This is a genomic window from Pseudomonas sp. MH10 (genome assembly GCF_034353045.1).
GTDB lineage: Bacteria > Pseudomonadota > Gammaproteobacteria > Pseudomonadales > Pseudomonadaceae > Aquipseudomonas.
In genome coordinates, this window is record NZ_CP133783.1 from 1,126,618 (window position 1) to 1,140,081 (window position 13,464).

Annotated in this window: 10 protein-coding genes, 2 tRNA genes and 3 pseudogenes; 12 read left to right on the forward strand and 3 right to left on the reverse strand. The window is 57.0% G+C overall.

Features of this window, described 5'->3' with window-relative positions; translation table 11 throughout:
• Positions 1-30: 30 nt before the first annotated feature.
• The 3 genes and pseudogenes from tnpC to RHM59_RS05070 all read right to left on the reverse strand — a co-directional run.
• Positions 31-1,319, reverse strand: a pseudogene (gene tnpC / locus RHM59_RS05055) (IS66 family transposase); the annotation flags it as partial.
• A gap of 186 nt (positions 1,320-1,505) precedes the next feature.
• Positions 1,506-1,592 (reverse strand) — tRNA-Leu (locus tag RHM59_RS05065).
• 139 nt (positions 1,593-1,731) lie between these two features.
• Positions 1,732-1,805 (reverse strand) — tRNA-Cys (locus RHM59_RS05070).
• A 944-nt stretch (positions 1,806-2,749) separates the two neighbouring features.
• On the opposite strand from RHM59_RS05070, the gene RHM59_RS25370 reads away from it, so the two are divergent.
• From RHM59_RS25370 to RHM59_RS05125, 12 genes and pseudogenes are all read left to right on the forward strand, one after another.
• On the forward strand, positions 2,750-3,427 hold the full coding sequence (locus tag RHM59_RS25370) for a methyl-accepting chemotaxis protein (protein ID WP_416195080.1): 678 nt from the start codon (positions 2,750-2,752) through the stop codon (positions 3,425-3,427).
• 10 nt (positions 3,428-3,437) lie between these two features.
• Positions 3,438-3,806 carry a response regulator gene (locus RHM59_RS05080; RefSeq protein WP_322286097.1) on the forward strand — a complete coding sequence of 123 codons (369 nt, stop codon included), beginning with the start codon at positions 3,438-3,440 and terminating at the stop codon, positions 3,804-3,806.
• Between the two features lie 12 nt (positions 3,807-3,818).
• Positions 3,819-4,142 carry an STAS domain-containing protein gene (locus RHM59_RS05085; RefSeq protein WP_322286098.1) on the forward strand — a complete coding sequence of 108 codons (324 nt, stop codon included), beginning with the start codon at positions 3,819-3,821 and terminating at the stop codon, positions 4,140-4,142.
• A 55-nt stretch (positions 4,143-4,197) separates the two neighbouring features.
• Positions 4,198-4,590, forward strand: a pseudogene (locus RHM59_RS25375) (Hpt domain-containing protein); the annotation flags it as partial.
• 93 nt (positions 4,591-4,683) lie between these two features.
• A pseudogene (locus RHM59_RS05090) lies at positions 4,684-6,450 on the forward strand (chemotaxis protein CheA); the annotation flags it as partial.
• Positions 6,447-8,105: a methyl-accepting chemotaxis protein gene (locus RHM59_RS05095; protein WP_322286100.1), complete on the forward strand. Its 1,659-nt coding sequence runs from the start codon at positions 6,447-6,449 to the stop codon at positions 8,103-8,105. The pseudogene RHM59_RS05090 and the gene RHM59_RS05095, both read left to right, overlap by 4 nt.
• 38 nt (positions 8,106-8,143) lie before the next feature.
• The gene (locus tag RHM59_RS05100; protein ID WP_322170046.1) at positions 8,144-8,677 is read left to right on the forward strand and encodes a chemotaxis protein CheW; all 534 of its coding nucleotides are present in this window, start codon (positions 8,144-8,146) and stop codon (positions 8,675-8,677) included.
• An 18-nt stretch (positions 8,678-8,695) separates the two neighbouring features.
• A complete protein-coding gene (locus tag RHM59_RS05105) occupies positions 8,696-9,505 on the forward strand; it encodes a protein-glutamate O-methyltransferase CheR (protein WP_322170043.1) in 810 nt (269 codons plus the stop codon).
• A complete protein-coding gene (locus RHM59_RS05110) occupies positions 9,502-10,032 on the forward strand; it encodes a chemotaxis protein CheD (protein ID WP_322170039.1) in 531 nt (176 codons plus the stop codon). Before RHM59_RS05105 ends, RHM59_RS05110 begins: the two co-directional genes overlap by 4 nt.
• Positions 9,998-11,071 carry a chemotaxis response regulator protein-glutamate methylesterase gene (locus RHM59_RS05115; protein ID WP_322170036.1) on the forward strand — a complete coding sequence of 358 codons (1,074 nt, stop codon included), beginning with the start codon at positions 9,998-10,000 and terminating at the stop codon, positions 11,069-11,071. Before RHM59_RS05110 ends, RHM59_RS05115 begins: the two co-directional genes overlap by 35 nt.
• A gap of 250 nt (positions 11,072-11,321) precedes the next feature.
• Entirely contained in the window at positions 11,322-12,653 is a 1,332-nt protein-coding gene (locus RHM59_RS05120; RefSeq protein WP_322286101.1) for a deoxyguanosinetriphosphate triphosphohydrolase, read from the forward strand.
• A 316-nt stretch (positions 12,654-12,969) separates the two neighbouring features.
• The gene (locus tag RHM59_RS05125; RefSeq protein ID WP_322286102.1) at positions 12,970-13,383 is read left to right on the forward strand and encodes a response regulator; all 414 of its coding nucleotides are present in this window, start codon (positions 12,970-12,972) and stop codon (positions 13,381-13,383) included.
• Positions 13,384-13,464: the final 81 nt, after the last annotated feature.

A 13,464-nucleotide genomic window follows, 5' to 3' on the forward strand; every position in this document is an offset into this window, starting at 1 on the left:
AGCTACTTCCGGCCATCACGCCTTGCGTAGTTAAACTGCCAACCACTTATGTGGTAGCAGCTCCGTAATCTTACTCGCCTGCTGCGTCGGCAGCCGCGTCAGGACATCTTTCAGATAAGCTTACGGATCATGTCCATTCATGCGCGCCGACTGGATCAAGCTCATGATCGCCGCCGCCCGTTTTCCGCTGCGCAGCGACCTGGCAAACAACCAGTTCGAGCGTCCAAGTGCCCATGGCCGGATCTGATTTTCGACTGCATTGTTGTCTATGGGCACAGCCCCATCTTCCAGGCAGCGCGTTAGCGCTACCCAGCGTTTGAGGCTGTAATCCAGAACTTTGGCTGTTGCCGATCCATTGGGCACAAGATCGCGCTGGCCAACATCCAGTCGTGCAGCGTTTTCGCCAGTGGTGCAGCTTTTTCTTGCCGTATTCGCCAGCGATCCTCATCGCTCATGTCGCGGGCTTGGCGCTCAACTTCGTACAAGCCACCAATCGAGTGCAGTGCCTGTTCTGCCAACTGGCTTTTGTTCGCGATGTGCAGATCGAAAAACTTGCAGCGGGCGTGGGCCATGCAGCCGATTTCGACCATGCCTTTCTCGAAGCCAGCTTTGTAGCCAGCAAAGTCATCGCACACCAACTTACCGTTCCACGAGCCTAGGAAGTTACGCGCATGCCCACCCGCACGGCTCGGACTGAAGTCATAGACCACAGCCTTAACCGCCGAGAACGGCGTGGTGCAGTAAGCCCAGACATAGGCGCGATGGGTTTTCTTCTCGCCCGGTGCGAGCATCTGTACCGGCGTCTCGTCGGCTTGGACGACTCGTTGGGCTAGAACAACTTCTCGCAAGGCATCAACCAGTGGCTGAAGTTGTACGCCGGTCTGTCCAACCCATTGCGCCAGCGTCGAGCGGGCGATAGCTAAACCGGCACGGCCAAAGATTTCTCCTGCCGGTACAGCGGCAAGTGGTCGGCGAATTTCGCTACCATCACATGAGCTAGCAGACCTGGGGTAGGTATTCCTTTGTCGATTACCTGGGCCGGCACCGGTGCCTGGATCGGCGTTTCACACTGACGGCAGGCCCATTTTCCACGTACATGTTGCTCAACGGTGAACACTCCCAGCGTGTAATTGAGCTTCTCGCTGACGTCCTCGCCGATGCGCTGAAGCTGGCAACCGCAAGTGCACTGAGTGTTTTCTAGTTCGTGATGAATAACGGTGCGTGGAAAACTGCGGCGGCAGCGGTGCGCGCTTTGGTTTCTGGCGCACCTCTGATGGAGCCGGAGCCGGCTGGAGTGCCGTCAGCTCAGCGTCGATAGCCTCATTCGCCAGGCTATGGACCAGCTTGGCCATACCACCGTCGCCATGACTGAGCAGTACATTCGCAACCGCAAAGGGAAGAGAGTCACATCGACAAAATAGCGAATTGCGGCAACATTCCATAATTGCGGCAACAAAACCAACAAGGGCCTACCTGCGAGAACGCACGTAAGCCCTTGATTTAAATGGTGCCCGAAGCCGGGGTCGAACCGGCACGTCCTTACGAACGAGGGATTTTAAGTCCCTTGCGTCTACCAATTTCGCCATTCGGGCGGTAGCGCCAAGAGCAGGGAATATATACATCCCTTCTCGGTGAAGCAAGTTTACTGGGCCAGCAAGGTGCGACAAAATCTTGCAGATAAGCCCAATAAAAAAGCTCCGTAAATCATGGATCTACGGAGCTTGTTTATGATGGAGGCCGAGGTCGGAATCGAACCGGCGTAGGCGGATTTGCAATCCGCAGCATAACCATTTTGCTACTCGGCCCCAAACGTACAGTGTCCCTACAACTGACACTAAACGCATACAACTTCGAGTTGAAGAAGAGACATTAATCTATCTCTCAACTCATTGAAATCTATAGGTTTTTCTAAATTCCCACATCAGGAATGGACGCAATTTTGGACTTGTTCGATTGCCATGTCAAGAACTGAGGGCAAATAATTCCTCACAGCTCTAATCAGTCAATTTTTCGAGAGATTTATTTCAACGAATCGCCTTTGGACCAACCTTTCTGGCATTTTCTAGTCCATTCGGCGTAGTCAGTAAAATAATGACGCCATTTATCTGACCGTCGGGTTAAAGTTGCGAACCAGTCGGCAGATATAGCTATTAGCCACCACCCGTAATCCAACGTTCAGGGATGAGACATGCCTTCCAGCCCGCAGTACGCCGAACTCGCCCACTCCCCTCTTCGCCCGATCGGTTTTTGCTGGCTGCCCTGCGTGATGTCGATTGCCGGCGCAGCCGCGCTCTTGACGTTGGCAGGCCCGCAGATGCTGCCAGTGTTACTCAGCGCTGGATTGATGTTGGCCGGGCTGGCTGCCGGATTTTGGAGCGCCGGTCGACAGGGCCGCTTAGTCGCCGATTCCGTTGCTCAGGCGTTGAGCGCAGATCATGCGGCTATTGAGTTGCAGCAGTCTTCGGCAGCAGTCAGCGGTCTCGAAGCGGTGTGTATGCAAGCAGTACCGATCTGGGCCAAGCAAGTGGAAAGCTCACGTCAGCAAACCGAAACGGCGATTGTGGAGTTAAGCAACCGCTTCAACGCTATTTCCAACCGGTTGCAGGAAACCGTCAACGCCTCCCAATCGGCGGCAGGTAATTTGTCGGGCACAGCTGGCGGCGGCGCACTCGAGGTGCTGGCGCAAAGTGACGTCGAGCTGATCAAGGTTATTGACTCGTTGAGAGCCAGCCAACACAGCCGTGATCAGATGCTGGCGCAGGTTCGCAACCTCACCGCGTACACCGGCGAGCTGCGCACCATGGCCGCCGAAGTGGCGGCGATTGCTGCACAAACCAATTTGCTGGCCCTGAACGCAGCCATCGAAGCAGCCCGCGCCGGGGAAGCAGGACGTGGCTTCGCGGTGGTGGCCGATGCCGTGCGCACGCTGTCGAGCCAATCCAGCGAAACCGGTCAGAAAATGTCGGCCAAGGTCGACATCATCAATGGCGCGATCACCCAATTGGTCCAGGCAGCCTCCAGCAGCTCCGACCATGACAACGACTCTGTGGCCAGTTCCGAAACCAGCATCCAGCGGGTGCTTGAACGTTTCAAAAGCATCACCGGGCGTCTGTCGGACTCGGCCACCTTGCTACAACAGGAAAGTGTCGGCATTCACGACGAGGTGACCGAAGTGCTGGTCAGCTTGCAGTTCCAAGACCGGGTCAGCCAGATCCTCGCCCACGTGCGCGACAACATGCAGGCATTGCACGGCCAGCTTCAGGCGTCACGAAAAACACCGGGGCAGCCCACTGAGATCGACGCAGGTGCGTGGCTGGCTGAAATGGAACTCACCTACGCCACCGACGAACAACGCCACAACCACCGTGGCGGCACCGCATCGCCCGGGGCAAAGCCTGCAACCACCGCTGAAATCACTTTTTTCTAGGAGCTGGATAATGGCTAAAAACGTAATGGTCGTCGACGACTCGAGCAGTGTCCGCCAAGTCGTCAGCATTACTTTAAAAAGTGCTGGCTACGACGTCATCGAAGCCAGTGACGGCAAGGACGCTCTGAGCAAACTGACCGGTCAAAAAGTCCATTTGATCATCAGCGACGTAAACATGCCGAACATGGATGGCATCACTTTCGTCAAAGAAGTGAAGAAGCTGGCCCACTACAAGTTCACCCCCATCATCATGCTCACCACCGAATCCCAGGAATCGAAGAAGGCCGAAGGTCAGGCTGCCGGCGCACGCGCCTGGGTGGTCAAGCCCTTCCAGCCCGCGCAAATGCTCGCGGCCGTCGCCAAACTGATCATGCCCTGAGGAATAGCGGCCATGCCGATCATTCACGACACCAACGCGGGTATTGCGCATTGGCGGATAGAGGGCGAGATGACCATCTACACCGCCGCCGAACTTGCGACCCAGCTATTGCCGCTGCTGACACCGCCCAGCGACCTTGAAATTGATCTGTCCCACGTCACCGAAATGGACAGCGCAGGCCTGCAATTGCTGATGCTCGCCAAGCGCGAAACCGTGCAATCCGGTCGCCCCTTGCGCTTGATCAAACACAGCCAGGCAGTGCTCGACACCTTCGAATTGTGTGACTTGGCGGCCTATTTTGGCGACCCGCTGGTGCTGGCGGCCAACAGCCACTGACGCTCAAGTGACCGATAAGAAAAATACGAATAATCGGAGTGGAAAGGACTTTATCGTGACGATTAACCTCGACCAGGCGCAACAGACGTTCATCGTTGAAGCCCGGGAACTGCTTCAAGACATGGAAACGTCTTTGCTGCGTCTTGAAAATCAACCCGACGACAGCGACACCCTTGGTGCGATTTTTCGTGCTGCGCATACTATCAAAGGCTCCGCCGGCTTGTTCGGGCTGATGCCCATTGTCGGCTTTACCCATATCGTCGAAGACGTGTTGGACCGGCTTCGAGATGGCGCGGTGGCGGCCGATGCAGCGTTGATCGCACTGTTGCTTAAATGCGCTGACCACATGCTTGAACTGGTTGAAGTCGTAGCCAGCCAAGGCGGTGACCTGAGCGCTGCAGCCGTTGATCGCGAAACAGGCCTGCGTGAAGGATTGCAGGCGTATCAGGACACTCCGCAAAAAACCGCTTCGGTCTGTGCGTCAGCGGCCGAAGCGTCGACGGTTCAGGTGGTGACGGATAACACCTCCGTCAGTTCCGATTTGTGGCACATTTCCCTGCGCTTTGGCAGCAACGTCTTCCGTAACGGCATGGACCCCCTGTCGTTCCTGCGCTACCTCAATACCCTTGGTGAAATCGTCTATATCACGACCCTGGCCGACGCCATGCCTAGGTTAGATGAGCTGGATGCCGAGAGCTGCTACCTGGGGTTTGAAATCGACTTCCGCTCAGACGCTACCCGCACCGCCATTGCCGAAGCCTTCGACTTCGTACGTGATGACTGCGTGATCCATATCTTGGCCCCGCACAGCCGCATCGAAGAATACCTGCAACTGATCGACACACTGCCGGAGGGCCCCGCACGTCTGGGCGAGATCCTTACCCGCTGCGGGGCATTGACTTTGCACGAGCTGGAAAGCGGCCTTGCCACACAACTGCAAATCGCCAACGCGCCCGGCGAAAACAACGTGCCGCTGGGCGAAATTCTCATTGAACAGCGCACGGTTGAACCCGTCGTGGTGCAATCGGCGCTGATCAAGCAAAGCAGCCTGCAGGAGAGCAAGGTCAAAGAAGGTAACTTCGTTCGTGTCAACGCCGACAAATTGGACGAACTGATCAACTTGGTCGGCGAATTGGTCATCGCCAGCGCCGGCACCAGCCTGTTGGCCCGCAGCAGCCACAACGGTCCGCTACAGGAATCTACATCGGTGGTGTCCGGGCTGGTCGAGGAGATACTCGACGGGGCGTTGCGCCTGCGGATGATCCCCATCGGTGACACGTTTAATCGCTTTCGGCGAGTGGTACGCGATGTCAGCCAGGAATTGGGTAAGGACATCGACTTACTCATCAGCGGCGCCGACACCGAACTGGATAAAACCGTGGTCGAGAAAATCGGCGACCCGTTAATGCACCTGCTGCGTAACGCCATGGACCACGGAATCGAGACACCCCAAGCACGGCTGGCGGCGGGTAAACCGGCCAAGGGCCAACTGCACCTCAACGCGTACCACGACTCGGGCAGCATCGTCCTGGAAATTGCCGATGACGGCGCAGGGCTGAACCGCGACCGCATTCTGCAAAAAGCCCATGAACGGGGTTTGGTCCCCGCCTCTGCAACCCTGACCGATCAGGAAATCTACAACCTGATTTTCGAGCCTGGATTCTCCACTGCAGAGGCCGTTACCAACCTCTCCGGACGTGGCGTCGGCATGGACGTGGTCAAACGCAACATCACCTTACTGCGCGGCACGGTCGATCTCGACAGCCAGCCCGGTCAAGGCACGCTCATTCGTATCCGCCTGCCCCTGACCTTGGCAATCATCAACGGATTCCTGGTCGGTATTGGCCAAGCGAGTTACGTCATTCCCTTGGACATGGTTCAAGAATGCATCGAACTCAGTGAAGAAAATCGCCAACAGGCCCGGGACAGCAGTTACCTGGACTTGCGTGGCGAAGTGTTGCCGCTGGTTTACCTGCGCGATCACTTCAACCATGACGGCCAACCGGTGCGCCGGGAAAACGTGGTGGTGGTGCGGTGCGCTGAGCACAAAGCCGGGCTGGTGGTGGATGACCTGTTGGGCGAGTTCCAGACCGTCATTAAACCTCTCGGCAAACTGTTCAGCACGCTACGCGGTATCAGCGGCTCGACCATCCTTGGCAGTGGCGCCGTTGCGTTGATCCTCGACGTACCGGCGCTGCTCGCGCAAATCGTACAGCTTGAAACTCGCCATACCTCAACAACCCCACATTTGAACGCACGCACTCGCCAAGCCGGCATCCGAACTGCGCACGGAGGAATCACCCAATGAAATGGTTTTACGATCTCAGGATAGCGACCAAGCTGATCACCTCGTTTCTGGTGGTGCTCGCGCTGACAGCGCTGATCGGCGTTTTTTCCATCATTCAACTGGGCTTGGTCAATAACGCCTCCACCGAAATACGCGACGACTGGATGCCGTCTGTGCGCGCAGCTTCGGCCATGCGTTTCTACGCTGCCAACTACCGCATCAAAGAGGCTCGGCATATTCTCACCGACGTGGCGGCTGAAAAAACTCAAATGGAATTAGAAGCCGGCGAGGTTAGAAAAGAGATGGACGCGCGCCGACTGTCTTACGAAAAGCTCATCTCCAACCCGCAAGAGCGCGCCCTCTTCCTCACGTTCAGCAGTGACTGGGAAGCCTACCTCGTCACCAGCAAAAGCTTGTTTGATACCTCACGGCAAAATACCGTCGAAGACGCAAAGGTCATTCTCAGAGGCGACTCAAAGCGCACCTACGATGCGGTGCTTGGGGACCTGGAAAAACTGGTACTCATGAACGACGACGGTGCCGCCGCTGCCAATCAGCACGGCAACGATCTCTACGCCAGTGCCCGTATATCGATCATTTCCGTGTTGATCATCGCCTTGGTAGTGGGCTTACTGTTGGCGCTGTTCATTTCGCGAATCATTTCCCGCCCCTTGCGATTGGCCGCCAGCGTTGCCAGCCAACTGTCGGAAGGCGACCTTAGCGCGAAGATCGAACCAGGTTCGAAAGACGAGACCGGCATGGTGCTCAACGCCATGCACAACATGGTCGGCAAGCTCTCCCACATCATTGGTGAAGTGCGCAATGCCGCTGACAACCTGGCCAGCGCCTCGGAACAGGTCAGTGCTACTGCCCAGTCCATGAGCCAGGCCACCAGCGAACAAGCGGCCAGCGTCGAAGAAACCAGCGCCTCCATCGAACAGATGAGCGCCAGCATCAATCAGAACACCGAGAACGCCAAAGTCACCGACGGCATGGCCAGCAAAGCGGCCAAGGAAGCCACCGATGGCGGTCAGTCGGTGCAGCAAACCGTGGTGGCGATGAAAAAAATCGCCCAGCGCATCAGCATCATTGATGACATCGCTTATCAAACCAATTTGTTGGCGTTGAACGCCGCCATCGAAGCCGCACGGGCGGGTGAGCACGGCAAAGGCTTTGCCGTGGTTGCTGCCGAAGTCCGCAAACTGGCCGAACGCAGCCAAGTGGCCGCACAGGAAATAGGTGAATTGTCTGGCAGCAGCGTCGAGTTGGCCGAGCGCGCCGGCAAGTTGCTGGACGAAATGGTCCCCTCGATCAACAAGACCTCGGACCTGGTGCAGGAAATCAGCGCCGCCTCTGAAGAACAAGCCGCAGGCGTTGCGCAAATCAACACTGCCATGACCCAGCTCAATCAGGTGACACAGCAGAACGCCTCCAGCAGCGAAGAGCTGGCGGCCACCGCCGAAGAGATGAGCAGCCAGGCCGAGCAACTGCAACAAGCGATGAGTTTCTTTACCCTGGATGCTTCGTCACAGGGCAGTAAAACCGTACGCGGGGCCACCAAGCCTGCGATCAACGGCGCTAGTGCAGGCCGTAAACAGCCTCGTCAAACTCCGCTCAACCGGTCATTTGCCCAGCAAACGACTGGCCCTGACGAAACCGAATTCACCCGGTTCTGATGAAGGCTGCATAGGTTAGATTTTTTGGAGAAAAAGGCATGGGCTCAATCATGACCACCCGGCAAACCACCGCTGTCGTTGCCGAGGAGGCGCAATACCTGACCTTCATGCTCGGTGGCGAGATGTTTGCCATCGGCATTCTTGGCATCAAGGAAATCATCGAATACGGCCACCTCACCGTCGTGCCGATGATGCCCGCCTTCGTTCGCGGGGTGATTAATTTACGGGGCGCTGTGGTGCCGGTGGTTGACCTCTCGGCGCGTTTCGGGCGGGAGAATTCAGGCACCACCCGCCGCAGCTGCGTGGTGATTATCGAAGCCAACACCGACGACGGCCAATCGCAAGACATCGGCCTGCTGGTGGACACCGTGTGCGCGGTGCTGGAAATTCCAGCGGCAGAGATTGAACCGCCGCCCAGCTTTGGCGCCCGGGTGCGGGCCGACTTTATCAGCGGCATGGCCAAGGTCGAGGGCAAGTTCGTCATCGTATTAGAGGTCGATAACGTGTTGTCCATCGACGAGATGTCAAGGCTTGCCGGTGCCCAAGCCGATGCCACCGTCGATCCGCAATGAAACCCGGCAAGGACCGTCATGCTGACCACCGCATCCCTGAATGATCGCGAGTTCGATCAGTTTCAAACCTGGCTTTACCGCACCTCAGGGATCAACCTGTCGCCAGCGAAAAAGGCCTTGGTGGCTGGCCGCTTGTTCAAACGCCTCAAGCATTACCAACTGGACAGTTACGGCGATTACTTCACGCTGATCATGGGCAACCAAAACACTCCTGAACTGCAAATCGCGCTGGATTTGTTGACCACCAACGAAACCTATTTTTTTCGCGAACCCAAGCACTTTGATTTCCTGCGCCAAGAGGTACTTACCAAGGCTCGGCCTGGACAGCTTTTCCGAGTGTGGAGCGCGGCAAGCTCATCGGGAGAGGAGCCCTACAGCCTGGCGATGACCCTCGCCGAAGGACTGGGCACTACGCCGTGGGAAGTAGTCGGCTCAGACATCAGCACCCAAGTGCTGCTCACGGCGCGTAACGGCCACTACCCCATGGAGCGCGCACGCACCCTGCCCCAACCGCTGCTGGTGAAATATTGCCTCAAGGGTACGGGCAGTCAGGACGGGACCTTTCTCATCGGAAAAGCCCTGCGCAATCGGGTCAATTTCATTCAGGTCAACCTCAACGAGGCCCTGCCCAACCTGGGTGAATTCGACGTGATCTTCCTGCGCAACGTGATGATTTATTTCGACCAGGACACCAAGCGCAAGGTCGTCGCCCGGATTTTTCCCCTGCTCAAACCCGGAGGGCACTTGATTATCAGTCACTCGGAAAGCCTCAACGGCGTCAGCGACGCGCTGAAAATGGTCACGCCGTCCATTTACCGTAAACCATGAATACGCCCCCAGGCGCAATTGACCTTTACCTGGCCCCCGGTCAATTCCATTTCAGCAGCGGGCCTGCACGGATGCGTACCCTGCTCGGTTCCTGTATCGCCATTATCCTGTGGCACCCGGTGCACAACATCGGCGGCCTGTGCCATTGCATGCTGCCGTATCGGGCGCGACGAGGCGCCGAGCTTGACGGGAGATACGTTGACGAAGCCTTAGCGCTGTTCCAGCAGGAGATAGTTGCCCACCAGACAACGCTTGAGGAGTATCAACTCAAGCTATTCGGTGGCGGCGAAATGTTCCCTGAGCAACGCCGCGACCTGATGGGCAGCAACGTGGCCCACATGAACGTGGCCGCTGCCCATGAGCTTGCCGCGCAATCGGGGTTAACCCCAAAAAGCCAGGACCTGGGCGGCCTTGGGCATCGCACCCTCATCTTCGACACCTGGAGCGGTCACGTCTGGGTGAGGCACACCTCATTGAAAACAGCTGAAGGCAATGATGAAAAAAATAAGGGTACTGGTCGTCGATGACTCCGCCGTGGTGCGGCAAGTCCTACTGGCCATTCTCGAGAGCACGCCAGACATTCAAGTCATGGCATCGGCCTCTGACCCCATCTTCGCCATGGACAAGCTCGCCCGTGAATGGCCCGACGTCATCGTGCTGGATGTGGAAATGCCGCGCATGGACGGCATCACGTTTTTGAAAAAAATCATGGCCGAGCGGCCTACCCCGGTGGTGATCTGCTCGTCGTTGACTGAAAAAGGCGCGGAAACTACCTTGCAGGCCCTCGCGGCGGGCGCAGTGGAAATCATCACTAAACCCAAGAGCGGGCTGAAAAACTTCCTCCTCGAATCTTCCGCCGAACTCATCGCAGCGATTCGCGCGGCGGCCACGGCAAACGTGAAGAACCTCGGCAAACGCGCCACCACTGCGCGCCTGGAACCGGCCGGCAAATTGAGCGCCGACGTGATTTTGTCTGCTGCCAACGGCCACGCGATGCCTCACACCACCGAACGAATCGTCGCAATCGGCACCTCCACCGGTGGCACCCAAGCGCTTGAAGCGGTACTGACGGCATTGCCACGGGTCTGTCCCGGCATCGTCATCGTTCAGCACATGCCCGAGAAATTCACCGCCGCCTTTGCCGAACGCCTAAACAGCATTTCGCAGATCGAAGTACGTGAAGCCCGGCACAACGACCGCGTGCTGCCTGGATTGGCCTTAATCGCGCCGGGTGGCAAACACATGTTGTTAACCCGTAGCGGCGCGTATTACCACGTTCAAGTGGTCGATGGTCCCTTGGTCAACCGCCACCGACCTTCGGTGGACGTACTGTTTCGCTCGGTTGCCAAATTCGCAGGCAAGAACGCCAGCGGCATCATCATGACCGGAATGGGCGATGACGGCGCCCGAGGGCTAAAGGAAATGCTCGACGCCGGGGCTGCCACCGTTGCCCAGGATGAGGCGAGTTGCGTGGTGTTCGGCATGCCCAAGGAAGCCATCAAACTGGGCGCAGCGAAGCGGATTTTGCCGTTGCAGGACATTCATCTGGCAGTAATGGGGAAGTGAATCGCCATATCGGCTCACTGAACGGCCCCGGTCGGAGTCGTCGTTTCTCCAAGACTGACGAAGGGTGTAACGAGATCGTTAAGCCTCGCTTCAAACAGCTTTTTAACACCACCGCATTTCAGCTCGACGCCCATCTCCCCCATTTGCTGCGATACAACGCGGTGTCAAAGCCAAGGCGAGTCTTCTATCCGCTTGCAGCCGAGCGACTGAACCGGGAAGCTAGGCGCATTCAATAGATGGAGTGACGGCCTTGGATTGGGAAACCCTGCTAAATCGCGAACGACTGGGCAAGCCCATACACAGCCCTCAGGAGCTGGGCCGCAGCCCGTTCCATAAAGATCACGACCGCATCATCTTCTCCGGTGCTTTTCGCCGGCTGGGACGCAAGACTCAGGTCCATCCGGTGACCAGCAACGACCACATTCATACGCGCCTGACCCACTCGCTGGAAGTCAGCTGCGTCGGGCGTTCGCTGGGAATGCGGGTTGGCGAAACCATTCGAGATGCCCTGCCCGACTGGTGTGAGCCCAGTGACTTGGGCATGGTCGTACAATCGGCGTGCCTCGCCCATGACATAGGCAACCCACCGTTTGGCCATTCCGGCGAAGACGCCATTCGCCATTGGTTCTTGCAGGCCGCCGGACGCGGCTGGCTGGACGCCATGAGCGAAGTCGAGCGCAACGACTTCTTGAATTTCGAAGGCAATGCTCAGGGCTTTCGGGTACTCACCCAGCTGGAGTATCACCAGTTCGACGGCGGGACCCGGCTGACGTACGCGACGCTGGGGACTTACTTGAAGTACCCCTGGACCGCTCGTCATGCGGACTCGTTGGGCTATAAAAAACACAAATTCGGTTGCTACCAAAGCGAGTTACCGATTCTCGAGCAAATCGCGCACAAACTTGGTTTGCCGCAACTCGAGGAGCAACGCTGGGCGCGCCATCCGTTGGTTTACCTGATGGAAGCAGCCGATGACATCTGTTACGCCTTGATCGACCTTGAAGACGGTCTGGAAATGGACTTGCTTGAGTATTCCGAGGTCGAGTCCTTGCTGCTGGGGTTAGTGGGTGATGACATCCCGGAAACCTATCGTCAGCTGGGGCCTAACGATTCACGTCGCCGCAAGCTGGCCATTCTGCGTGGCAAAGCCATCGAACACCTGACCAACGCTGCCGCCCGGGCGTTCGTCGAGCAACAAGAAGCTCTCTTGGCAGGCACCCTGACTGGCGATTTGGTGGAGCACATGCACGGTCCTGCCAAGCGATGCGTCCTTGATGCGAAAGACATGGCACGCAAGAAAATCTTCCAGGACAAACGTAAAACGCTGCATGAAATAGGCGCTTACACCACCTTGGAGGTTTTGCTGAATGCCTTTTGTGGCGCAGCGCTTGAGCAATTTGGCGGGCGTACACCTTCGTTCAAACACCGACGCATTCTTGACCTCCTCGGCAACAACGCACCGGACCCCCACTGGCCCTTACATGCGTCGTTTCTACGAATGATCGACTTCATCGCTGGCATGACCGACAGCTATGCCAGTGAGATGGCAGGTGAGATGACCGGGCGCTCAAGCCCGGTTTAATTGTTTCAGCGGTACGACCGGATGAGGCGACCCTTGTGCGCCGTCATCCGGCGGCCGATCTTCAATAATGCGTCCCCGCACTACAATTAGGGACACAGCCTACACCGAGAACAGAAACGTCTTATCGCTCAAGAGGCTCTGCTGCCGAATAATTCGATCTACTTCTGGCCGTCACTGGCCAGACGAATTATTAACCAGACGCAGTGGTCGTATTCGATGCAAAAAGGTCATCAAGAGCCTGACGCTTCCCGAGCAACGACTGCCCGGCTGGTTGGTACGCGCATGTCGCGCCATCGTGTTAGCCCGGAATACTCTGATGTCAAAAAACAACCTGCGCATCCTGCTAGTGGAAGATCACCCCTTCCAACTGATTGCCACCCAAATACTGCTGAACAATCAAGGTTACTTCCGACTGACCCCGGTATTGAGCGCTGGCGAAGCGATGCAGGCCATGGAAACCGCGAGTGAGCCCTTTGATGTGCTGCTTTGCGACCAGTGCTTGACAGATCTGACAGGGCTGGAATTGATCATATTGGCCAGTCAACAAGGCTTGATTCACAAAGCGGTATTGCTCAGCGGATTAAGCGACGAACAGCTCCAGGAGCTTGAGCAGAAAGCCAGAGTGCTTCGTCTTCCCTTACTCGGGTGCCTGAGCAAACCGCTGAAGGTTCAGGCGCTCACTGACCTGCTGGAGAACGCCGATGCACACTTCACATATCGGCGCGAATAGCCCTTAGCGATGCGGGCAAACAGCTTTAAACAGTCGTTCAACCCTTTTCTTCTAATCAACTGCGCTATTAAACAACCCTAA